Raw genomic sequence first — 23,151 nt, forward strand, 5'->3', positions numbered from 1 at the left:
CGTCCCGCGACCAACAGAAGCAGCAGGATCGAGAGCGCCAGTTTCATTGATGGAGAGGTTGGGCGAGAATAGGAGTTCATTGACGACCTGAGGGTCGGCCACGTCGACTTCGCCTCTTCGCCCGCGGGCCGTCAACTGGCGACGGAAGAACCGGCAATACCGATCCGTCCAATCCATCATCGGGGCCACGGCCACTCTATGATCTTGATTTTTCACCATTTTTTCTTTAACATCAAATCGTTAGACCCTGCCGAGTGCACACGAACTTACGCCAGAATACGACCCTTTTCGCCACGTTTCGATCCCCCAGTGCACACGGAGCGCACACGAAAAAATGGCCACCTACACAAAGCTCTCGTCCGGCTCCTGGCGTGTCCAAGTCCGTCGCAAGGGTCGCTACGTCAGCGAGACCTTCCTGCGCCGAGACGACGCGCGCCGCTGGGCGACCGAAACCGAGCGTCAAGTCGATCGCGGAGAGACGCCAACCAAGTCCCGCATAGCGCGACTTAAGACCTTCGGCGAACTCATCGACCTCCATATCGACGACATGTGCGATGTAGGCAAGTCCCCTCGCCGCTCTAAGGTCGCGGCCCTCGCTATGCTCCAAAGGCATCTCGGCAAGTGCAGCATCGCGGCTCTCGATCGCGAACGGCTCATTCGTTTCGGCCGTGACCGGGCTGCCCAAGGTGCTGGACCGATGACGCTAGGCATTGACATCGGCTTTATAAAACTTGTCCTGTCTCATGCTGCGGCCGTCCATGGTCTACCGGTGAAGGTCGAACCCGTCGATCTCGCGCGCATCGCGCTTAAGCGCCTCGGCCTTGTCGGCAAGGGATGTGAGCGCGACAGGCGACCCACTCAGGATGAACTCGACAGGCTAGGCGCTCACTTCGATTCAAACCCTCTTCAGATAGCGCCGGTTGGCCGCATTATACGTTTCGCCGTTGCAACCGCGATGCGTCAGGAGGAAATTTGCAAGGCACGCTGGTCCGACCTGGATTCTCGCACGCGGATGCTTCTCATCCGCGACCGCAAAGACCCACGCAATAAGAAAGGCAACAATCAGCGCATTCCACTATTCGCGGCAACTGGATACGATGCATGGGCCATTGTTGAGGAGCAGCGCGCAAAGCGAAGCAATGATGATGATCGCATTTTCCCGTTTAATCATAGGTCGGTCGGCACCGCATTCCGTCGAGGGTGCGCTGACCTTGGCATCCAAGACCTTCACTTTCATGATTTGCGGCACGAAGGCACGAGCCGCCTATTCGAAGCTGGGTTCACAATCGAACAGGTAGCGCTGGTTACAGGACACAAAGATTGGAAGATGCTGCGACGCTACACACATCTAAAGCCCGAGATGCTTCATACTATCCACGCTGCGAAGGCTGCATAGTTGAGGTGCGAGGGGCGGCAGCATTAGTGGGGCCGCCCCGAGCGTTATGATCGCCCAATCATGGCAGCCGCATGAGGCCAGAAATAAAACCCAGGACTCTCCTCAAACCTCAAACCGGAGCAGAATAGGGTCTCAGGTCACGATCGGATGTCATTGACCACGACCACAAGACGTTTGTCTTGATTCCAGCGATTGAAATACCGGCCTGTGTTCCTGTTCTACGGTCTGGTCCGATGCAGTTGCCGCCGGCGTGATTAAGGCGTCGACCGGAGGTGCCATCGCCTGCATGCAGATGATTACGCCAAGCCAGCCTTTCTAAGTAGTTCGCTGCTGGTGAGGACGCTCCAAGTCGCCGGGCCGCCGATCTTTCTTGCAGCCGAGCCGCCCAAAACGGATTCGAGAGAAACAACATAATGCGCATCGGCCTCCGCGGCGTCCATCGCTCTGTCCAGATGCTTCAACATTTCATGTGCTGGGACTTTCGCACGAAGCAAGATGGTTGCCTCTGGGTGGCAGTGCACGGGATCATAGGCAATTCCAAGCAGGAGTGAATCTGATTTATCGACTGCGTCGAAACCTATCTCCTCCCTCAGTTCCCGTTGAGCTTCCGCGAACAAATCCAGGGGTCCGTCGTCACGCGCGTCCGCATAGCCCCCGATGAAATAAACGCCTCCGGGGTTTTGTTCAGCTTCGAACGAGCGCCTGGTGATGAGTAAATGCTTGTCACTCCCCATCGCCATGACAGTGATTCCTATCGGGTCGGATCGGCTCGCACTTGGGAACCTGTCTGCAAACGCAGGTTCCCTGCTTGCAACATAGGAAGAGAAGGTGGTGCGCTGAAGCATCAGCTTGATGCGTCCGTCGCGCGCGTCAAGCGAGAGGAGCCGCAAAAGAGAACCGTCAAAGGCCTTAGGATTTTGCTCCCGAAATTCCTTCCAGACTTCCTGCCGATGCTTTTCAACCCTTTCAGGGAACACAAAATCTCCGACAATCGTAGCCCGCGCCTGATCCGGCCGGTAGGGCCCAACCGCGAGGAAATTACTGAGCAAAGCCATAGTCACTGCCGATCCCCGAGAATAATTCCCGATATGTTTCTCCAGGTCTGGCCTGAACCATTGGACAAAGCCTATCGCGAGCGACCACCACCAGGAAGGCTTGGCGATGCCGGATTGAGCTGGTCGGATTGCCTGTTTGGCGGACACGGCCTATGACAGTATTTGAGCCGGGTCCCGTCCAGTTCAAGCTTTTGCGATCCCACCCGCCATCGGGATGCCGTGGCCGATGACATGGTTGTGGAACGGTCATTCAGATCGTGGTTGTTGAAAGCGGGCGGGTGATAAAAAGTCGGGGTCGGCGCCTTCGACAACAAACTCGTCAGGTATGTTGCCTCCCGTTACCAGCACCGCCGCCAGTCGACCGAGCGCTGGACCGGTCTGGATGCCGTAGCCGCCTTGTCCAGCCAGCCACAGGAAACCGTCCACCTGGGGATCCCAGCCGACAGCCGGCGTCTTGTCGGAAAAGAACGATCGCAGTCCCGCCCAGCTCCGTGAAATATGCGTGACCGGAAGGTCCGCCGCCTGTTGAACGCGATCGACCGCAATGGCGATGTCGATCTCTTCGGGCTGGGCATCGCCAGGTTCGCTTGGCGTCTCGTCGGCCGGAGACAACAACAGCTTTCCCGAGGACGGTTTGAAGTAGAACATCTCCTCGACATCGATCACGCCCGGCCAATCCTTGGCGTTGATGCTGGGCGGCGCATCGACAAGCATCGCGGTTCGCCGTTTCGGCACCAGCCCAAGCGGCGTTGCGCCGCCCATGGCAGCCACCTGGTCCGCCCAGGCGCCTGCGGCGTTGACCAGGATAGGCGCCTCAAAGACGCCGACCGGCGTCCTTACAATCCACGTGCCGCCAACGCGCTCGATCGCGTCGACCCGTGCGTTGGTGACGATTTGCGCGCCCTGACGGCGCGCGCCCCGCAGAAAACCTAGGTGAAGAGCGTCGACATCGATGTCCATCGCCGAGCGATCGAGGAATGCGGCGTCGATGTAATCGGGTCGTAGGACTGGAATCTCCGACCGGGAAGCGCCGGCGTCAAGCCATTCCAAGGGAGCAGATGATTCCGCGGCTGTCTCGGCATACAGCGCCTCCAGTCTTGACCTCTGCGCCTCCGTTCCAATGACCATCACGCCGCGAGGTGTCAGCAAAGGTATTTCGCAAAAGCCGGAGGGCGGATCCAGGAAGAACTGGCGGCTGGCGCGGGTGAAGGCTCGGATGGCGGCGTTCCCATACCCCTCGATGAAAAGGGCGGCGGACCGTCCCGTCGTATGCATGCCGCAATGGGCTTCTGCTTCAAGCGCGGTCACTCGACGACCGGACGCCATAAAGAAAGCAGCCGAGGCGCCAGCCATGCCGCCGCCGATGATCAAAACGTCCTGCATAGCCTCTCTCGTGTAAGCGCCGGCAACCAAGCAAAATATTTCCGATCGGTCAAACGTCTTTCCTATGATAAAGGCCCTCCCGCCGGTGAGTCGACTTTGGCCGGTCTGAACCCTAGAGTGCGGCCAACGTCAAAAAGGGTACGCCATGAGCGATTCGAAGCCAGGTCTGGGGGAATGCCTCAAGGAGCTGCGGCGGGAACGGGGCCTGACGCTCACGCAGGTCAGCCAGATGTCGGGGCTCGCCATCTCGACCTTGTCAAAAGTCGAGAACAATCAGATGTCGCTGACTTACGACAAGCTGCTCCAGCTTGCCCAAGGTCTGAAGGTTGACATCACGGAGCTGTTCGGCGTCCGCAAAGCGAGCGCATCTCCCATAGCCCACGGCGCGCGTGCGGTAAGCCGGCTCGAGGACGGGCGGATCGTCGAAACTCCCAACTATGTCTATCGTTTTCTATGTACGGAGCTGTCGCGCAAGGAGATGATCCCGATGCTTGGGGCAATCACTCAGCAGAGCATCGACACGTTCGGCGAACTCATCCGCCACCCCGGTCAGGAGTTCACATATGTTCTCGAAGGCGAGGTCGAACTGCATACCGACGTCTACGAAACGCTGCGGCTGAAGACCGGTGAATCGGTCTATTTTGAAAGCACCATGGGACATGCCTATGTCAGCGTCGGCGACAAGCCTGCCCGGATTCTTTGCGTGTGCACATCGACGTCGGGCCAATCGGAGCAGACATTGATCCAAGGTGTCAAAGGCATGCGGCCTGATGACGGCCAGGACGCCCGCGAAACAGAAATCAGTCTTGGCTAATTAGAAAAATCGCTTTCCTATCCGAAAAATCGGCTTGCCATCTGGCAGGCGAATGTTAGCCTGTGCGAAAGACATCCTTCGGGCCATCCCGTCGAGGTGCAAAACACAAGCTCGAGGGGAGCGCATCATGATGTTACGTCGCCTGCCGACCGTTGCGGCATTCGTCGCGCTGGCCGTCTTCACCCACACCGCACCGGGCTGGGCCACCGACAAGGATGTTCTGGTCATCGATAAGGCCGAGGATCCGCCCACCGCCGACCCAGGTGTGGAGGTCTCTAACAATGGCTATACGCTGATCTTTCCGGCGTACGAGCGTCTGGTGAAGTACAACGGCGCCAAGACCGACGTCATTCCCGAGCTTGCCGAGAGCTGGACCACTGCGCCCGACAATCTCAGCTGGACGTTCAAACTGGCGTCGGGACACATGTTCGACGATGGCTCGCCGGTCGATGGCGCGGCCGTCAAATATTCATTCGATCGCGTCAGGAAGCTGGCAGCTGGCCCTGGCGACATGTTCCCGACCGTCAAGGATGTTGTCGTCGTCGACCCGCAAACAGTTAAATTCGAACTGTCGGCGCCATTTGCGCCGTTCCTGTCGGCGCTCGCCACGTCGGCCGGCTCGATCGTCAATCCGAAGGCGCAAGAGCACGCGGTCAACAGCGACGACGCCAAAGCTTGGCTTGCCGAGCACACCGCCGGCAGCGGCGCCTTCAAGATCTCGTCTTGGGAGCGCAACCAGCAGATCACGCTCGATCCCAATCCGCATTATTCTGGCAAGGCGCCGGCATTCAAGCAGGTCATCTTCAAGATCGTGCGCGAGATGTCCTCGCGCCGGTTGCAGTTGGAGAACGGCGACGCCGACCTCATAGACCAGGTTCCGGTCGATCAGGCTGAGTCGATGAAGGCGAGCGCGGAGGTGGCCATCGAGAGCAATCCCAGCCTCTATGTGATTTACCTCTATCTGAACAACAAGAAAGCGCCCTTCGACAATCCCAAGGTCCGCCAGGCCATTTCCTATGCCGCCGACTACAAGGGGTTGGTCGATGGCATCATGCAGGGTCAGGCCGAACAGATGCGCGGGGCCGTGCCGGATGGCATGTGGGGCCATGACCCGCAGGGCATACAGTACACTTACGATCTGGAGAAGGCCAAGCAGCTGCTTGGCGAGGCGGGCGTTTCCAATCTGCACATCAGCTACACCTATTCGCAGGCAGACTCCGCCTGGGAACCGGTGGGGCTTGCGCTGCAGGCTTCGCTCGCCGAAATCGGCGTCACGCTGGACATGAAGAACGTCGCCGACACGACCAAGCGCGAACTGGTCGCCAAGGGCGACTACGACATTGCGACTGGCGCCTGGACGCCTGATTTCGCTGATCCGTTCATGTTCATGAACATCTGGTTCGACCCGACCAAGATGGGCGCGCCCGGCAACCGCGCTTTTTATGAAAACCCGAAGGTCACGGATCTGATTACCCAAGCGCTAGGCACCGTCGATCAGAAGAAGCGTGAGCAGCTCTATATCGACGCGCAGAAAATCACCAATGAGGATGCGCCATACGTTCTCCTCTTCCAGAAGAACGACATCTTCGCCATGCGCTCGTCGGTCAAGGGATATGTCTACAATCCCATGCTGATCCAGGTCTACAACATCGCCGACATGTCCAAGTCCGAATAGACATCGGCGCCGAAGGTATGTCGCTTATCTCAACGATCCTTCGGCGCCTCGTCCTGCTGGTCTTCGTCGTGGCCGGTGTGGCTGTCATCACGTTCACGATCTCGCATCTGATCCCCGGTGATCCGGCACAGCTGATCGCCGGCGATAAAGCGTCAGCGCAAACGCTCGCCCATGTGCGCCAGGAGCTTGGCCTCGACAAACCTGTGACCCAGCAGTTTGTCATTTACGTCAAGCAGCTCCTGTCTGGTGATCTCGGCCAGTCCTTGCGCACGCGGCGCGCGGTGGCCGGTGACATCGCACTGTTTTTGCCCGCCACGCTTGAGCTCGGCATCACCGCGCTGCTGATAGCGATCATGATCGGCGTGCCGCTCGGCGTGCTGTCGGCGATCTACAAGGACGGTCCGATCGACCAAGCGGCACGCGTCGTTTCGGTTGCCGGTATTTCGATGCCGGTGTTCTGGTTTGGTCTGGCTCTCATATTGCTGTTTTATGTGAAGATACCCATCCTGCCCGGCAGCGGCCGCATCACGCTTGGCATCGCGGCCCCAGTGCGCATCACCGGCTTCTTCCTGGTCGACTCTCTCGTAGCCGGCAATATGAAGGCCTTCTGGTCTTCGCTCTATCATCTCGTCCTGCCGGCCTTCGTTCTTGCCTTCGCCAATCTGGGCATCATCACGCGTCAGATCCGGGCCTCGATGCTGGACGTCCTGCAGGAGGACTATGTCAGGACCGCGCGTGCCAACGGGCTGTCGCGCACGGCTGTCATCCTGCGGCATGCACTCCCCAACGCCCTGATCCCTTCGGTGACGCTGCTTGGGCTGGCATTCGGCGACCTGCTCTATGGCGCCGTGCTGACCGAGACGATCTTTGCCTGGCCCGGCATGGGCAGCTACGTCGTGTCTTCGATCCAGACGCTCGATTTTCCAGCCATCATGGGCTTCACCATCGTTGCCTCGCTGGGCTACGTGCTGATCAACCTGGCGGTCGACCTGACCTATATGGTGCTCGATCCGCAGATCAGGGAACTCGGCTGATGGCGGTGGTTGGCATCGGCGCACCGCGCCAGGCTGTATCGCGGCTTCGTGCGGGCCCCCTGTGGTACCGCGTCAAGGGAAGTCCCCTCACCCTGGTGGGTGCGGCGATCGCGTTGGTGGTGTTGTTCGTCATCATCGCGGCACCTCTCCTGGCGCCTTATCCGCCAGACAAGATCTCGCTGTCGGCGAGGCTTGCCGCGCCAAGCCTGCAGCATCTCTTCGGCACCGATGAGGTCGGGCGCGACCTGTTCTCGCGGGTGCTTTTCGGCGCGCGTGCATCCTGCGGCATCGCCTTTGCCATCGTCATCCTTTCGACCGCCATCGGCTCGATCATCGGCTGCCTCTCCGGCGTCATCGGCGGCATAGTCGACACCGCAATCATGCGGTTGATGGATGTCTTCCTGGCGCTGCCGGCACTGATCCTCGCCATGGCATTGTCGGCGGCATTGGGGCCAAGCCTCTTCAACGCCATGCTGGCCGTTGCCGTGGTGCGGGTGCCCGCCTATGTCAGACTGGCGCGCGGGCAGACGCTGTCCTTGCGCAACCGCACCTATGTGAAGGCATCGCGCAGCTTTGGCGCCTCGCCTGGCTATCTCTTGCGCTGGCACATACTGCCCAATGCCTTGTCGCCCATTATCGTGCAGGCAACGCTTGACCTTGGCGGCACCATCTTGACGGCAGCAGCCCTCAGTTTCATCGGGCTTGGCGCCCAACCGCCAACATCTGAATGGGGGTCCATGGTGTCGAGCGGGCGCAATTATTTCCTCGACCAGTGGTGGTATATCACCTTTCCGGGCCTCGCCATCCTGATCAGCGCCATGGGCTTTAACCTGCTTGGCGACGGTTTGCGCGACATGCTCGATCCGAGGCTGGGTGGCCGATGAGCGAACCGTCTGCCGATGTCCTGCTCGAAATCTCCGATCTGTCGCTTGAGTTCCGCACCTCTCGCGGGCCGACCAAGGCGCTGAACGGCGTCAGCCTCAACGTCCGCGCCGGCGAGATTGTAGGCATTGTCGGCGAATCCGGCTGCGGTAAGTCGGTGACGACGATGGCGGCGACACGGCTGCTGCCCAAAGGCAGCGCGCACATTACCGGCGGCGGTATCCGGCTGTTTGGCAGCGATCCCATGAAGCTCAGCGAGCGCGAACTTCAGCATGTGCGTGGAAAGCTTGTATCGACGATCTTCCAGGAACCGATGAATGCGCTGAACCCGACCCGGCGGATCGGCGAGCAGATCGTCGAGGTCATCCGCCGTCACCAGTCGCTCGGTCCCAAGGCGGCAACCAGCAAAGCCATAGGCCTGCTGCGCGACATGCTGATCAGCGAGCCGGAACGCATCATGCAAGCCTATCCGTTCGAGCTTTCCGGGGGCATGCGGCAGCGTGTCCTTATTGCCATGGCCTTCTCGTGCGAACCAAAGCTCATCATCGCCGACGAACCGACGACGGCACTCGATGTCACCGTGCAGGCGCTGATCTTGAGCCTCATCAAGCACAAGGCGGCGAGCACCGGTACGGCGGTTGTTTTCATCTCGCACGACATGGCCGTGGTGTCGCAGCTTTGCGACCGCCTTTACGTGCTTTACGCCGGACGCGTCGCGGAAGCAGGCACGACCGCCTCGGTATTAGCAGCGCCAGCGCATCCCTATACGCGTGCCCTGATCCGCTGCCTGCCCGGGCTTGCCGCACCCAAACAGCCGCTGGAACAGATTCCCGGCACCTTGCCCGACCTGCTTGACCCGCCTGCCGGCTGCCTTTTCAAAGCCCGCTGCCGCGAAGCCGATGAACGCTGCGAGGCGGTCCCGCCGCTTGCCGCCATAGACCCTGCCCGGCGGGCCGCCTGCTGGCGCCGTATCGAGGAGACGCAAGCCGCGTGACCGAGCCGCCTCTCCTCTCCGTTGAAGACCTGGAAGTCCGCTATCGCGTGACCTCGGGCTGGTTCGGCGGCGCCGACGTTCATGCCGTCAACGGCGTGTCGTTCAGCGTGGCTGAAGGTGAGACGATCGGCATTGTCGGCGAATCGGGCTGTGGGAAAACCACGCTTGGTCAGGCGATCCTTGGCCTGACCGATATCTCCGCGGGCGCGATCAAGCTCAGGGGGACGGGGCGCGACCGTGCACGGCGCAGCCAGATCCAGATCATCTTCCAGGATCCGCAATCCTCGCTTGATCCGCGTCTCCCCGTGTGGCGCCTGATAACCGAGCCCCTCCACATTCGCGGCGGCTACACAAGCAAACAATTGATCGAACGCGCGAGCGAGCTCGCCGTCTCGGTCGGCTTGCGGCCGGAACACGTCGATCGCTACCCGCATGAGTTCTCTGGCGGCCAACGCCAGCGCATCGCGATTGCCAGGGCGCTCGCGGTCGAACCGGCGCTGCTGGTCCTCGATGAGCCGACCTCGGCACTCGACGTGTCGGTGCAGGCGCAGATCGTCAATCTGCTGCTGTCGTTGCAGGCACAGCGCAAGCTCTCCTATGTGCTCATCTCGCATGACGTATCGCTGGTGCGTCATGTCGCCGATCATGTCGCCGTCATGTATCTCGGCCAGATCGTTGAGGAAGGTCCGACGCTCGACGTGCTTGATGCGCCAAGGCACCCCTACACCAAGACGCTGCTTGATGCCGTTCCGCGCTTTGACCGTCCATTGGCCTCGATTGCACCGCGCGCCGGCGAGTTGCCGAGCAACCGCACGCTGCCGACCGGGTGCTTCTTTCGGGAGCGATGCCTGTCTGCGACGGTCGGCTGCGAGCAGCCGCAGCTTCTGGTCGATGCCGACGGTTTGCGAAAGGTGCGCTGTCACCTCGTCACAAACGTCCACGGGATGGGCCGTCCGCGCTCAGCGCCGCGGCCGGCCTTCCCCAGCGATGCGACGGCTTAAGCCGCCTCTGTGGCGAACGGGTCTTCCACCTTGGGCCAGTAGGGCGTCTTGAGCTTCGTATAGGGGATGGATGCGAAGTTCGGCTGGGTCGCACCAAGCGGCGCGCAAAACAGGATGCGCTTGGCGATCGGCGCGAAGCCAGCCTGAAAGTGATAGTTGGATTTGACGATGATGATGCGTTTGGCCGTGGGATCGAGGCCAAGTGCGGTCATGCACTCGGGATGGAAGACCTGTGTCCGCACGGTGTTGATGATCAGGTCGATGCCACTGTCCGTCGTTACCCAGACAGCGTCGCCGAGTGGCCAGGGCATGGTGCCGAAGCGCTGAGTCAGTTCGCGGCCAAGGCCTTTGACGGTAACGCGCAGGTCCATTGGCATGCCGGAAAAGACGCCGCATTTGCCACCGACGCGAAGGTCTATGGTTCCGCCGACCCCTGCCTCGACGCAGAAGCGGTAGGCGATCGGGTCCCAGTACATGGCGCTGGCGATATTCGTGATGCCGCGCTCGACCAGTCGGTGCAGGATGTAGGTTGAATCGCCAGGCGCGCCGCCTCCGGCATTGTCGGACACATCGGCAATCACCACCGGCCCTTCCGGCTCGGCGAGTGCGAGATCGAGCGCCTCGTCGATGCCGAGGAATTTAGGGCTGAGTTCGTGGCGAAGTGCAAAGAGTTCTCTGCCGAATTTCTCCGCTGTCCTCTCGGCCAGCGCCGTGTCGCCGTCAGTCACCACCAGCATCCTGGCGCCGACATCCTCGACATCGCCGTGGGGGAAGCCGTGCCCGAGAGAGACAGACAGGATGCCGTCCTCCTTCTCGGCTGCGGTCATGGCATCGACAAACCCGCGCATCGGCTCCTCCTGCACCCGAAAGGTGCTTATCATGCGGCAGTCGTAGAGCGCCATGACCGGCCGAACCTTGCCTTCCACCGTGTCGACGATGATGCGGTAGAGCTCGCCGGCGCGGTCCATAATGTCGGTGTGAGGATACTCCTTGTAGGCGACTATCGCGGTGGCGCTGTCGACCATCTGCCGAGTTGTGTGGCAATGCAGATCGAGTTCGGCGCCAACGGGGATGTCGGGGCCAACAACAGCGCGCACATGGGCCAGAAAGTCGCCTTCCGTATCGTCATAACCTTCCGCAACAAAGGCTCCGTGCAAGGCAAGCAGGACGCAATCGACGGGCATGGCTGCCTTCAACTCGGCCAGAATCTCGTCGCGGAACTGCTCGTAGACGTTGCGGATGGTGATGCCGCCAGGCTCGGCGCACACGCAAAGGCTTTCGATGATCTCATGCCCATCTTCCTCGCCGCGCTGGCGCCAGACGAATAGCTGGCATGAAGGCTCGTTGAGCGCCTTGCTGGTTGCGTCGCCGCGCGCGATCCCCATTTCCTCGAAGCTATTGTAGCCCGTGGGAATGGGCGCGAAGGTGTTGGTCTCCGTATCCATCCCGGCTATGAAAATCCGCATCGTGCCCTCTTTTCCATTCTTTCGTTTAAGAAAATTCTTTTCTCATCATCAAACCATTATATGATTCATGCAAGCACCTTGAAGGCGGAAAACAAGTCGCGAGCCGGCCGATGGCGCCGGAAATTTTACCCGCCAGGAGCGCAGTAGGGAGCGCAACGCCAATGAACTTAGACCCACTGGACGATCTGATCCTCGACGAGACTACCAAAGGCATTCCACCCGGCGTCTCGGCGCGTCTGCTGGACATAGGATCTATGGGTTGGAATCTCATACGTGGAGATGTCCCCTTGCCTGCGGCCATCCTCCGGGAGTCGGCACTCGATCACAATTCGCGCTGGATGCAGACCTTTGTCGGCAAGCGCAATGCGGTCATCGCACCGCATGTTAAGACGACCATGGCGCCGCAGATCATGCAGCGCCAGATGCGCGACGGCGCCTGGGGTGTCACGGTCGCCACGCTCCATCAACTGAAAGTCTGCCGCCGCTTCGGCATCGATCGCATTGTGCTGGCCAACCAGCTTATCGGGAGGCTCGAGCTCGACGTCCTGGTTGCCGAATTGACCGCGTCGCCCGGCTTCGATTTCTTCATGCTGGTCGACAGCCTGGACGGCGTCAGGGCAGCCTCCGAGGCCGTCAGGCGGGGCGGGGCGAAGGCTCCTCCTATCCAGGTTCTGGTCGAGCGCGGATATGCGGGCGGCAGGACGGGATGCCGCGACAATGAGACCGCACTCCAAATAGCGCGGGCGACCCTTGCAGCGCCGGAACTGAAGTTCTGCGGCATCGAGGCCTTCGAAGGGTTGTTGAGGCCTGGGAATGGCGGCCCCGCCGATACGGTCAGCACCTTCATCGACGAGATCGTCACTCTTTTCGACAGCTGCGTTCGCGAAGGTCTTTTCGAACGCACCCCGCCAATCGTCACCGCCGGCGGCTCCTCCTTCTATGATGTCGTGGTCAAGGGCCTGGCCGGCAGCAACGCGCAGATCGTCACACGCAGTGGCTGCTATGTCAGCCATGATTCAGGTGTCTACCAAGCCGAGCAGCAGCGCATTCTTGCCGCGACCGGAGAACCTGTCGGACTGGTCAATGCACTGGAAGTGTGGACCCATGTGCAGTCATGTCCCGAGCCTGGCCTCGCCATACTGACCGCCGGCAAGCGCGATTTCGGTACCGATTCCGGCCTGCCCGCCCCGCTTCTGATTTCGCGCGGCGGCGAGTTGCCCGAACCATTGATCGGATGCGAGATTTTTGCCAGCAACGACCAGCACGCCTATATGCATTACCCCGCCGCGGCGGCTGTGCGGATTGGCGACCGCATCAGCCTCGGCATCTCGCATCCCTGCACGACGTTCGACAAATGGGATGTGCTGTTCCTCGTCAATGACGACTACGACATCATCGGTGCTGTTAAGACCTATTTCTGATCAAAATCCTTGTCACGGCGCCTGTTGGTTCACACGACAAACCGTATCGCGCGAAGGATGTCGAAGAAATTGTCTGCCTCGAAGCGAAGCGTGCGCGCCGCAGGGTGCTCGATGCCGGGATACCAGCTTCCCCTGTAAGCTTCGATCGGCGTGGTATACTCGACGATGAGTTCGAACCTGTCGGCCAGTTTCGGCAGGCATTTCGACAGATCGCGCGACAGCGAGGCTTCCACGGTCTCGCGGATGGCCTTGACGGCGCCTTGCGGCGACAGGGAGGACGTGGCCGGTCCGAAGCCTTCGCTGGTCGCAACCGTTGAGATCTCGGGCACCAGTGCCCTTGCCTCACCGCACATGCCGGCATCGCCCGACAGGAAGACCGAGGGCACACCGTAGCGGGCAGCGCAGTGCGCGTTCAGGGTGTATTCGGATGCCACCTCCCCGTTGATCAGCATTCTGGACACGGTGCCGGTCAACGTATGTGCCAGCGGGTTCGTGTCGGTTCCGGCCTTGTTGTGATAGCCCGTGTAGAGAGCGGCATCGAAGCTTTCGTCAATGCCGAACATCATCGCATCGGGGTGTCCACTCCAGCCGCGCACGATGCGCACATATTCGGGAAGCCTGGACAAGATGAGGTTGCGCGCCGTCGAGTGGGCGTCCTTGACGACGACTTCGGTAGCGCCTGCCGCTTTGGCGCCTTCGCAGGCTGCGACCAGTTCGTCGGTCATCAACTCGCGGAATTCCGCATAGTCGGGATTGCCCTTGCGCGCCTCGTCCCAGTTGGTGATGCCTGCCGTGCCTTCGATGTCGGCGCTGATGAAGACCTTCATGTTCTTGCCTTTCGATTTCGCAGCTGTCGTCGTGTCGCCGCTCACGCGGCGTCTGTATTTCTTGCCGGCCGTGCGACCCATGATACGCGCCTCGCAAGGTCCGACCTCAGACGGCCCGACCTCACATGGCTCAGTGCCTGTTACTCAGGCCGCCATTTCAGCCTGCCGGCGCACCAGGAACATCGGCCCGACCCGAATGCCCCGGCGGCCATTGTCGTCGACGGCGTCCAGTTCGAGGATCTCTTCCTCGTAGAGAAGGCCGTGCATGCGGAAGCGGCCAGCATCAACCGGCTCGCATGTATGGGTGCAGAAATATTCGATCAGGCATTTCAACTGACCGTGGCTGTAGCTGAGATAAGTGATGTTGAAATCCGGTCCGTATTCGCCCAGATGCGGCGCGATCTCGGGCGGCACCTTTTCGACAGGAAGCGTGTAGACACGCGACCAATTGGCTCCTTTCCAGGTCAGCTCGTTCGCCTTGGAGAAGGACAGGTTCATATGCGCGTAGTCGGCGCCGCGCCCATAGATGCGTCCGTCGATGACAAAGTCATTGCCCGAGACCGGGCGGATCTGAAGCGGCACGCCCTCGCCCATCAGATAGAGCTTACCGTCCTTGTTCTTGACCTCAACCACCTCGCCGCTCGCCTCTTGGCGATAGAGGCCAGGCAGCGCCGCGAACTGATCTTGCGTAATGGATGGCGGGTTCTGGTTGCGAGACGGCATGCGTCCAATGCCCCGATCGGCAAGTGCGATCCGCAGGCCGTCGCCGGCCAGTCGCGAGGCGATCTGATTGGCGAAATCAAGCGTCGCGAAGATCAGGATACCGAAACCGGCGCTGGGCAAAAGCATCATTTGCGATGCGTAGCCATAAACGGCGCCGCCATGACCGACGGACGTCCATCCGTCCATATCGCCGACGCCGAAGCAGAGGCCATAACCGTTCAGGTCCTTGTTGTGACCTTCAGGGCGCTTGCCGATCGGGGTCCACATCTTGCGCAGCGATGCGGGACTGACGATGGGATCGCCATTGGGGGCAAAGCCGCCGCGCAGCAGGCACTGCGTGTAGCTGGCCATGTCCGAAGTGGTGGAGAAAATATTGCCGGCAGGCGAACCGCCGAGGTTGAACACCGGCGCTGGACTATCCCCGTCCAGCGTCCACATATCGGCGGGCGCCAGCCTTTCGCGGATGCCCGGAGCCATCCCGGACGATGTGTCCTTCATGCCCAGCGGTTTGAGGATGTTTTCGGTGATGTAGTCGGAATAGCTCTTTCGCGTCACACGCTCGATCACCATGCCGACAACTGCAATGCCGGCATTGGAATAGTGCATGATGCCGGTGCTTGGGTCCTGCTTCAACGTCGACGTCGCAAGTTCGGCGACTGTGTCGGCGAGCGGCGGCTTGTGCGAATCCAGGTAATGGCCGCTCTTGGGCTCGCGCACGATACCGGCAGTGTGGCTCATCAGCTTGGACAGGCTGATCTGGGAACCGTGCGGTCCGCTCTCGCGACCGGCGAACGGATTGACCGGGTGGAATCCTGGCAGGTATTCCGAGACATCGACATCAAGGTCGACTAGGCCCTTCTCGACAAGCTGCATGATGGCAACCGATGTAAAGGTCTTGGTGATCGAGCCGATGCGGAAACACGTATCGCTCTTCATATCGAAGTGACGATCATGCCGCTGTATGTGGCCCTGCGATATCAGACCTTCCCTGTCGACAAGGGAATAGGAGATGGACGGGATCGCCTTGTCCTCCACCTCATGGCGGATAAGGTCTTCGAGAAGCTCGATAGCGCTGGGGGAAAGCGAAGACACGGAAAGATACTCCCTGATTTTCAATCTGTTTGGCGGGGATCGAGAATGTCGCGCAACGCATCGCCGACGAGGTTCCATGCCAGCACGAACAGGAAGATCGCGGCGCCTGGAAAAGCCAGCGTATACCAGTACTGGAACGGATTGCCGGGTTGTCCAACGATCCAGTTGCGGGCGTAGGCGATGAACTGCCCCCAATCGGCGTAGCCCTCTTCTGTGCCGACGCCGAGGAAGCTGAGCGCTGAGGCAGTGAGCACCATTGAACCGGTGGCCATGGTTGCCAGGACGAGCACGGGAAAGAATGCGTTGGGCAGGATGTGGAACACGATCAGCCTGAAGTCGCCAGCGCCATAGCATCTGGCCGCACTGACGAAATCCATCTCGCGGATGCGCAGGATTTCGCTGCGCACAACACGCGCATAGCCCATCCATCCGAAGGTCGTCAGCGCGACCGTTATCGGGCCAAGGCCCTTGCCCAGCAGAGCAGTGAGCACCATTGCGGCGATGAGGAATGGCACCGCCATGAAGACGTCGACGATGCGCATCAACACCTCGTCGACGACACCGCCGTAGAAGGCGGCGATCGACCCTACGACCGTTCCAATCAGGACGGAGATGGCAACGACGCCGAGGCCGATCTTGAAGGCCGTGCGGGTGCCCCAAATGACGGCGTAATAGATGTCATACTGTCCTTCGGTCGTCCCAAAAATCGCTTCTGGCGATGGCGGCTGCGGGGTTGCCAGGAAGCCCGCGCGCGGGGTGTCGTAGACCGACATCTGGAATTCCTGGGGCGGTGCAAGCACAGGTGCGAAAATCGCTACCAGCACGAAGGCTGTAAGCAGGAGCACGCCGACCAGCGACATCGGATTGCGCTTCAGATAGCCAAGCGCCCTCATCGCGTCTTCACCCTTGGATCAAGCAATGGATAGATCAGGTCGACTGCAAGGTTCAGCACCACGAGTACGACCGCAAAATAGAGGCCAAAGCCAAGCACTGCGGGAAAATCCAGATTGGCCGCCGTCTTGGCCGCGAACTGGCCCAGGCCCGCATAGTCGAAAATGGTCTCGGTGATGACGACGCCGCCCATCATGGCTGCGAGCTCCATGCCTGCGATGGTCGTGACAGGAAGGAGCGCGTTGCGCCGGGCGTGATGCAGCTCCACCACCCGCCGGGGCATGCCCTTTGCACGTGCGGTCCGGACATAGTCCTGGCGCAGGGTCTCCAGCATCGAGGTGCGCATCACCCGCGTCATGTTGGCAAGGTTGACATAAGTCAGCGTGATCACGGGGGCAGCAAGATGCCTCAAGGAATCCCCGAAGATTGCCAGATTGCCGTTGAGCAGCGCGTCAATCGTGTTCGCGCCGGTGTAGCGGGTGAAGCCCGGTGAAGTGACGGCAGCCTGCGCCCATTGGCTGAGGCGGCCGGGCGGGAACCAGTCGAGCGCCGAATAGAAAATCAGCAGCATCAGGAGCCCGAAGACATACACCGGGAACGACCAGCCCAATATGGTGAAGATGCGGATCAAATGGTCCGGCCAGCGGTTGAGATGGATGCCGGCCCGCGATCCCAGATAAATGGCAAGCAGGAACCCCGGGATGAATGCCAGCAGGACCAGCTCCAGCGTCGCCGGCAGGAGCGACGCCAGGGCATGGGCGACGGGCTGGCGCGCAGTCTCGGACCAGCCCATATTGCCTGTTAGGATATTGCCGATCCAGCGTCCGTATTGGAGGTAGAAGGGGTCGTTGAGCCCGTATTGTTCGATCATCTTGCGAATGCTCTCCTGACCGCCCTTCAGGAAGTCCGGCGACGGCGCGTAGGCGGCCAGCCGCTGCGTTGGCGACAGCGACATCTGCAGCGCAAAAAGCATCAGCGACAGGGCAAACAGAACGACGGGCAACACCAGCAGCCGCCGCAAGGCGTAGTTCAGCACATCAGCATCCGAGCCATGAGGAATGGATCGCCTGCCGGGCGGACGATGCCGCCCGGCAGACGCGAAACTCAGTCAGCCTTTTTCTTGACGGGATAGAAGTCCCAGGCGCCGTACAGGATCATGTTGTGGACGTAGCCGTCGATGTTGCTGCGGGTGACGATGTAACCAAAGTCCTCCCAGAGGAATTGTGTGGTGGCGTAGTCGTAGGACATTTCCTGCAACTTGGCGTAGATCGGCTCGCGCACGGCCGGATCGCTCGAGGCCCAGGCCTGGTCGAGAAGCGGCTTGAACTTTTCCGCCATCAGGTCGCGGTAGCCCTGGCCCAGCATGCCGCCAACGAGACCGGTCGGCGACAGATAGTAGGTTGCAGCGCCCAGCGGACCACCTGGATCGGAATAGTCCGGTCCCCAGCCCATATAGGTGAGCGGCGCGGCGGGTTTCTCACGATTGTTGAGCTTGTCGGAGATCGATGACCAGGGCAGCGACTGAATCTTCATCTTGAACTTCGGATTGATGCGCTGCAATCCCTGCTGGAGTGCGGAAAGCGCTGCCGTGCCTTGCGGCGTGCCTTCCTGCACGAAGGCCGTGAAGGTGAAGCCGGTATCCCACAGCTTGCCGCCGAAAGCCTTCTTAAAGTGCTCCGCGGCCTTGGCCGGGTCGTAGGTGTAGATCGGCGAGTCTGCACGGTAGCCCATGATGCCGCGCACGGTCGGGCCGCGTGCCTGCACGGTCTTGCCAAGCAACGCCTGCTTTATCAGCGCATCGTAGTTCTGAGCATAGTTGAAACCCTGCCTGACATCGATGTCGGAGAAGAAGTCAGGGGGAATGCCGTTGCCGTCCAGCTGGCCGCTGCCGATGGCGGCGTTGTCGGCATCGTCGATCGGCCAGGCGAAATAGAGGCCGCGACTGAAAACCTTGGGTAGGCCATCGATGACCTTGACCCCGTCGGTCTTGCTGAGCTCGTCCAGGAATTCCACCGGTGTAGCGACGAAATCGGCATCGCCCGAAAGCAATTGCAAGCGACGCGTCGTCCATTCCGGAACGGTGCGCATGACCACGCGCTCGAGCGAAGCCGGCCCCATGAAATAATTGTCGAAACGCTTCAGTGTGATGCGGCGGTCCGTCCTGTCCCACTCATCGAGCATGAACGGACCGGAGCCGTTTTCCTCGGCAAACAGCGGATCGTCGCCGAGTTCAGGACGGTAGTATTTCTTCCAGGTGTCACCATTGCCGTCCCAGCCTCCGACGGAGGCGACCCATTCCTTGTCGACGATCGAGGCGCCGAACGGCAAGGCCAGGACGCCGAGCGTGGCAGGGAAGGATTTCGGCAGCCTCAGTGTGACATTGTCGCCCTCGACTGTGATCTGCGAAGCGAGTTCGTCATAGACCTTTCGAAGCGCTTCAGGGCTGGCAGCCTTGATATCCGAGACCTTGCCTTCAGCTTCGACCCATTTGGCGACGTCTGTGTATTTGCTGGCCGTCACCACTTCGGTGATGGCGTTGGACATCCAGGACTGGCCCATGAGAATGGCACGCAGCAGCGAGTAGCGCACGTCTTCGGGCGTGATCTCGCCATAGCCGGGTTCGACCTTGGCCTTCTGCTCGGCGGTCAGCCCGTCAAAATACTGCCAGGTGATTTTGCCGTCGTCTCCCTTGATGCCAACCTTGTGGGTGTGGACGCCCTTGCGGATCGGGAATGTATAGCTGACCGAGCCGTCTGCATTCTGTTTGATCAGGCCGTTTTCGAGGCTGGGCACTTGCGACGACAGTGAAGGTACGAACTCGGAAATCTGGGAGCCGTTGTAGTTCAGCAGGCGGCTGTAGACGTTCAATACGCCGTACGAACTCGGAGTATTGGCGATATAGGCCGGATCGAAGGACTGAACGTCATCGGTCCAAAGGAAAACGAAGGTTCCGGGGTTTTTGGTTTCTGCCGCGGCAGGCGCCGCAACAGCGCCAATACCCATGCAGAAGGCTATGGCCAGGGCACATTTCATTTTCATGGTGTTGTTCCCACAATTGGCCTAGGGCCTTTTCGACCCGAGGTCGTTTTTTTATCGTTGCGAGGGAAAGCTAGGAGGAGCCTTGCGCTGGTGTCCAATGCGTAGATAGGATCAGTTATGCGAATAATGCATGAGGCTGATCATGGAGCTGGCGTGGTTTGAAGATTTCCTCGAGATCGCCGCAACGCGGAATTTTTCGACCGCGGCCGCATCCCGCAACATCTCGCAGCCAGCCTTCAGCCGGCGCATCAAGTCGCTGGAAGCATGGGTCGGCATTGAACTGGTCGACCGCAGCACTTACCCGGTGCGTCTCACCAGCGCGGGCAACGTTTTTTATCCGCGCTGCCAGGAAATGGTTCGTGACATGTATCGGCTGCGCACCGATTGTCGCAACGCTGCGGGCGCCAGCTCAAGACTCCTGACCTTCGCAGCACTTCATACGCTGGCTATCTATTTTTTCCCCAAGTGGATCAGCCAGCCGGACATGCCCAATGCGCCGGTCCGCAGCAGCATGCACACTGGCGACTTTCTGGAATGCGTCGAACATCTGTCATCGGACAAGTGCGACTTTGCCATCACTTACGATCACCCAGACGGTCCGCCTGTGCTTGAGGGAGGCCCGTTCGAATCCTTGCAGATCGGCAAGGATCGCCTGGTTCTGGTCTCTGGTGTAGACCAGGACGGAGCGCCGCTCTTCGACATCGATGTGCCCGAAGGGACCATCATCCCATATCTCGCCTATTCCTGGAGCGACGGCTATCTGGGAAAGCTGATCTCGCTCATCCAGTCCCGCTGGCGCCGTCCTCTCAATCTCAGCATCGTCTATCAGTCGTCACTTGCCGAAGGCCTCAAACAGATGGCGATCGCGGGACAAGGCGTCGTGTGGCTGCCGCAGATCTGCGTCCAGAAATCGACCGCCCAGGGCGAACTGGTGCAGATCGGCGGTCAGCAGATGTCGCTGGAGATCGAGATCAGGATCTTTCGTCGCGTCGGCGCGCGCAATAGAGAAGGCGACGCGCTTTGGAAATATCTCCTGCGGACCGCCGAGCAAACGCACGGGCGCAACACACTTGATCCAACACTCACCATGCGCTGAGACGGTTGAACGAACCGATCTCGCACATAATGCGAAATCCGATGGGCCCATGCAGAAATTGCATAACGCTGCGCAGCACAGCTGTAGGCCGGACATTGTAAGGCTGGCGCCGTGCTCGAAGATGCCCGGAGGCCTTCCGGTGGGGTAGCTCACAAGGCTCGCAAGCGAGTGGCCCTATTGACAGCCGGCGAGCTCACCGCGTTCGATGTGGATCAGCGTTTGCACGTGGAGCCCCTTTTTGACAGCCAAGTCCGCCGCCACAGCGAACCTTCCCGACAATATTGTCCTGTCGGTCGAAAACCTCGAAGTCTGCTTTGGGGCGGGCGCGACAAAGGCTGTTCGGGCAGTTCAAGGTGTTTCCTTTCAGATCCGGCGCGGTGAGACGCTGGCACTAGTTGGTGAGTCGGGCTCGGGCAAATCCGTAACCGCCATGACCGTCATGCGACTCACCGAATATGACGGCGCCAGGATCACGGCAGGGCGGGTCCTGATGCGGTTGAAGGATGGCCAGGTAGCCGATCTGACGCAGCTTTCGGAAAAGCGCATGGAGCGGCTTCGCGGCTTCGAGTTCTCGATTGTTTTTCAGGACCCGATGTCGAGCCTTAATCCTGTGTTTCCCATCGGCGACCAGATCGCTGAGGTGGTCATTCGCCACCAGGGCAAGCCACCGCGCGAAGCGCGCGACATCGCGTTGAATATGCTCAAGCTGGTACGCGTTCCCGACGCTGCCCGACGGCTCGATCAGTATCCGCACCAGCTGTCTGGCGGCATGCGCCAGCGCGTCATGATCGCCATTGCCATGGCGTGCCGGCCCTCGCTGATGATCCTCGACGAACCGACAACCGCGCTTGATGTGACTATCCAGGCTCAGATACTGGATCTCGTGCGCGCACTGCAGCGTGAGATCGGCATGTCGGTTCTTTTCATCACCCACGACATGGGCGTGGTCGCCGAAATCGCCGACCGTGTCTGCGTCATGTTGAAAGGTGAAATCGTCGAGTCGGACTCCGTGGGCCAAATCTTTGCGGCTCCCCGCCATCGTTACACGCGCGCGTTGATCTCCGCGGTGCCGCGACTGGGCAGCATGGCAGACAAGGATGCGCCCGAAAAATTCCCGCTCGTCTTATACGAGGCGGAGGCCTCCGAGCCTGAGGCTGCAGCATGAGCGCCGGATCGCAAGCGACGGACCGCAAGCCCCTGGTCGAAGTCCGCGACCTTGTAACCCGGTTCGACTTAAAAGGTGGGGTCTTTGGCCGCGTCACCGGGCGGGTTCATGCCGTGGAGGGCGTTTCCTTCGATATTTTGCCCGGTGAGACGCTGGCGCTGGTGGGAGAATCCGGATGCGGCAAGTCGACGGTGGCGCGCAGCATAATGCAATTGGACAAGCCCCTGGCGGGCTCCATTCGCTATGATGGCAATGAGATGGTCGGTGCGCGGCGAGCGGCGCTCGCGCGGTTTCGGCGCGAAGTACAAATGGTCTTTCAGGACCCGTTCTCGTCTCTCAACCCACGCATGACGATCGGGCAGGCGCTGACCGATCCCATGCGCGTCCACCGCATTGCACCGCGCGGTGCGCTGCAGAAACGAGCAGCGGAATTGCTTGCCAAAGTGCATCTGCCCCCTGAGTATCTCGACCGCTATCCACATGCCTTTTCCGGCGGGCAGCGGCAGCGCATCTGCATCGCCAGGGCGCTGGCGCTTGATCCTCGCCTGCTCATTGCAGATGAAGCGGTCGCGTCGCTCGACGTGACGATCCAAGCGCAGGTCATCAACCTTCTGATGGACCTGCAGCGCGACATGAGCATTGCCATCCTCTTTATCAGCCATGATATGGCCGTGGTGGAACGCATCGCGCACCGCGTTGCCGTCATGTATCTGGGCGAGATCGTGGAAATCGGCGACCGTCGTTCGGTCTTCGGCAACCCGCAGCACCCCTATACCCGCAAGCTGCTGTCAACGGTTCCGGTTGCTGATCCGGCACAACGATCGGTTGGACGAGAGCCGATGTCAGACGAGATTCCAAGCGCGCTACGCGGGGTCGATTTCGTTCCGGTCCGCCGGGCAATGAACGCTGTTTCACCTACGCATTTCGTGCGGGAGACGGCGTGATCCACTGCGGCAAGACCAGCGGCCCACCAGCGTGACGGGCCTGGTGTAGAGAGGCGTCGATACCCCGACCCCTCCCACGACGCCGACACTGCACAGCCCTGCAAACATGCCGAAGCCGCTCAGAAACCGCCAGCCGCGCCAACGCTGGTTTCCGTAGGTGAAGGAGTTGTTCAGGGTGTGGTTGAACGCCATCGCCGCAAACTTGGCGGCCGTTTTCGCGAGGGCAAAGGACGTGCCGTATGAGAGAAGCGAA

At 60.5% G+C, this 23,151-nt stretch carries 19 protein-coding genes; 11 read left to right on the top strand and 8 right to left on the bottom strand.

Annotation, left to right across the window (positions count from 1 at the left end):
• Positions 1-334 precede the first annotated feature (334 nt).
• Positions 335-1,396: a site-specific integrase gene (locus FJ936_RS26905; RefSeq protein ID WP_141907156.1), complete on the top strand. Its 1,062-nt coding sequence runs from the start codon at positions 335-337 to the stop codon at positions 1,394-1,396.
• A gap of 296 nt (positions 1,397-1,692) precedes the next feature.
• Here the strand turns inward: FJ936_RS26905 and FJ936_RS26910 are convergent, their stop codons facing one another.
• Together FJ936_RS26910 and FJ936_RS26915 are read right to left on the bottom strand one after the other, a co-directional pair.
• Positions 1,693-2,451 carry an NUDIX domain-containing protein gene (locus tag FJ936_RS26910; protein WP_141907157.1) on the bottom strand — a complete coding sequence of 253 codons (759 nt, stop codon included), beginning with the start codon at positions 2,449-2,451 and terminating at the stop codon, positions 1,693-1,695.
• 246 nt (positions 2,452-2,697) lie between these two features.
• Positions 2,698-3,834, bottom strand: coding sequence for an FAD-binding oxidoreductase (locus FJ936_RS26915; protein WP_141907158.1), 1,137 nt, complete (start codon positions 3,832-3,834; stop codon positions 2,698-2,700).
• Positions 3,835-3,979: 145 nt separating this feature from the next.
• Here FJ936_RS26915 and FJ936_RS26920 point away from each other — a divergent pair, with 145 nt between their 5' ends.
• The 6 genes from FJ936_RS26920 to FJ936_RS26945 all read left to right on the top strand — a co-directional run bounded on the left by FJ936_RS26920 (position 3,980) and on the right by FJ936_RS26945 (position 10,234).
• A complete protein-coding gene (locus FJ936_RS26920) occupies positions 3,980-4,648 on the top strand; it encodes an XRE family transcriptional regulator (RefSeq protein WP_141907159.1) in 669 nt (222 codons plus the stop codon).
• A gap of 127 nt (positions 4,649-4,775) precedes the next feature.
• On the top strand, positions 4,776-6,323 hold the full coding sequence (locus tag FJ936_RS26925; protein WP_246680542.1) for an ABC transporter substrate-binding protein: 1,548 nt from the start codon (positions 4,776-4,778) through the stop codon (positions 6,321-6,323).
• A 17-nt stretch (positions 6,324-6,340) separates the two neighbouring features.
• Positions 6,341-7,357 (top strand): ABC transporter permease, encoded by a 1,017-nt coding sequence (locus FJ936_RS26930; RefSeq protein ID WP_141907160.1) that lies wholly within the window; start codon positions 6,341-6,343, stop codon positions 7,355-7,357.
• On the top strand, positions 7,357-8,241 hold the full coding sequence (ddpC, locus tag FJ936_RS26935) for a D,D-dipeptide ABC transporter permease (protein WP_141907161.1): 885 nt from the start codon (positions 7,357-7,359) through the stop codon (positions 8,239-8,241). The genes FJ936_RS26930 and ddpC overlap by 1 nt, the downstream gene beginning before the upstream one ends.
• Positions 8,238-9,233, top strand: coding sequence for an ABC transporter ATP-binding protein (locus tag FJ936_RS26940; RefSeq protein WP_141907162.1), 996 nt, complete (start codon positions 8,238-8,240; stop codon positions 9,231-9,233). Before ddpC ends, FJ936_RS26940 begins: the two co-directional genes overlap by 4 nt.
• Positions 9,230-10,234, top strand: coding sequence for an ABC transporter ATP-binding protein (locus FJ936_RS26945; RefSeq protein WP_141907163.1), 1,005 nt, complete (start codon positions 9,230-9,232; stop codon positions 10,232-10,234). The genes FJ936_RS26940 and FJ936_RS26945 overlap by 4 nt, the downstream gene beginning before the upstream one ends.
• Here the strand turns inward: FJ936_RS26945 and FJ936_RS26950 are convergent.
• On the bottom strand, positions 10,231-11,700 hold the full coding sequence (locus FJ936_RS26950) for a M81 family metallopeptidase (RefSeq protein WP_141907164.1): 1,470 nt from the start codon (positions 11,698-11,700) through the stop codon (positions 10,231-10,233). The genes FJ936_RS26945 and FJ936_RS26950 overlap by 4 nt on opposite strands.
• Positions 11,701-11,861: 161 nt before the next feature.
• Here FJ936_RS26950 and FJ936_RS26955 point away from each other — a divergent pair, with 161 nt between their 5' ends.
• A complete protein-coding gene (locus tag FJ936_RS26955) occupies positions 11,862-13,121 on the top strand; it encodes an amino acid deaminase (RefSeq protein ID WP_181763170.1) in 1,260 nt (419 codons plus the stop codon).
• A gap of 29 nt (positions 13,122-13,150) precedes the next feature.
• Here the strand turns inward: FJ936_RS26955 and FJ936_RS26960 are convergent, their stop codons facing one another.
• The 5 genes from FJ936_RS26960 to FJ936_RS26980 all read right to left on the bottom strand — a co-directional run bounded on the left by FJ936_RS26960 (position 13,151) and on the right by FJ936_RS26980 (position 19,693).
• The gene (locus tag FJ936_RS26960) at positions 13,151-13,948 is read right to left on the bottom strand and encodes a M55 family metallopeptidase (RefSeq protein WP_141907183.1); all 798 of its coding nucleotides are present in this window, start codon (positions 13,946-13,948) and stop codon (positions 13,151-13,153) included.
• Between the two features lie 144 nt (positions 13,949-14,092).
• Entirely contained in the window at positions 14,093-15,763 is a 1,671-nt protein-coding gene (locus FJ936_RS26965) for a serine hydrolase domain-containing protein (protein ID WP_141907166.1), read from the bottom strand.
• A 20-nt stretch (positions 15,764-15,783) separates the two neighbouring features.
• The gene (locus tag FJ936_RS26970) at positions 15,784-16,656 is read right to left on the bottom strand and encodes an ABC transporter permease (protein WP_141907167.1); all 873 of its coding nucleotides are present in this window, start codon (positions 16,654-16,656) and stop codon (positions 15,784-15,786) included.
• Complete coding sequence (locus FJ936_RS26975; RefSeq protein WP_246680543.1) at positions 16,653-17,690, bottom strand: ABC transporter permease; 1,038 nt, start codon at positions 17,688-17,690, stop codon at positions 16,653-16,655. The genes FJ936_RS26970 and FJ936_RS26975 overlap by 4 nt, the downstream gene beginning before the upstream one ends.
• Positions 17,691-17,758: 68 nt before the next feature.
• Entirely contained in the window at positions 17,759-19,693 is a 1,935-nt protein-coding gene (locus FJ936_RS26980; protein ID WP_246680544.1) for an ABC transporter substrate-binding protein, read from the bottom strand.
• A gap of 130 nt (positions 19,694-19,823) precedes the next feature.
• On the opposite strand from FJ936_RS26980, the gene FJ936_RS26985 reads away from it, so the two are divergent.
• The 3 genes from FJ936_RS26985 to FJ936_RS26995 all read left to right on the top strand — a co-directional run bounded on the left by FJ936_RS26985 (position 19,824) and on the right by FJ936_RS26995 (position 22,898).
• Complete coding sequence (locus tag FJ936_RS26985; protein ID WP_246680545.1) at positions 19,824-20,789, top strand: LysR family transcriptional regulator; 966 nt, start codon at positions 19,824-19,826, stop codon at positions 20,787-20,789.
• Between the two features lie 238 nt (positions 20,790-21,027).
• Positions 21,028-21,954 (top strand): ABC transporter ATP-binding protein, encoded by a 927-nt coding sequence (locus tag FJ936_RS26990; RefSeq protein WP_246680546.1) that lies wholly within the window; start codon positions 21,028-21,030, stop codon positions 21,952-21,954.
• Positions 21,951-22,898, top strand: a complete 948-nt coding sequence (locus tag FJ936_RS26995) for an ATP-binding cassette domain-containing protein (protein ID WP_141907169.1) — start codon at positions 21,951-21,953, stop codon at positions 22,896-22,898. Before FJ936_RS26990 ends, FJ936_RS26995 begins: the two co-directional genes overlap by 4 nt.
• Positions 22,899-23,151: the final 253 nt, after the last annotated feature.

The sequence above is a fragment of the Mesorhizobium sp. B2-4-13 genome (assembly GCF_006658535.1).
Taxonomy (GTDB): Bacteria; Pseudomonadota; Alphaproteobacteria; order Rhizobiales; family Rhizobiaceae; genus Mesorhizobium; species Mesorhizobium australicum.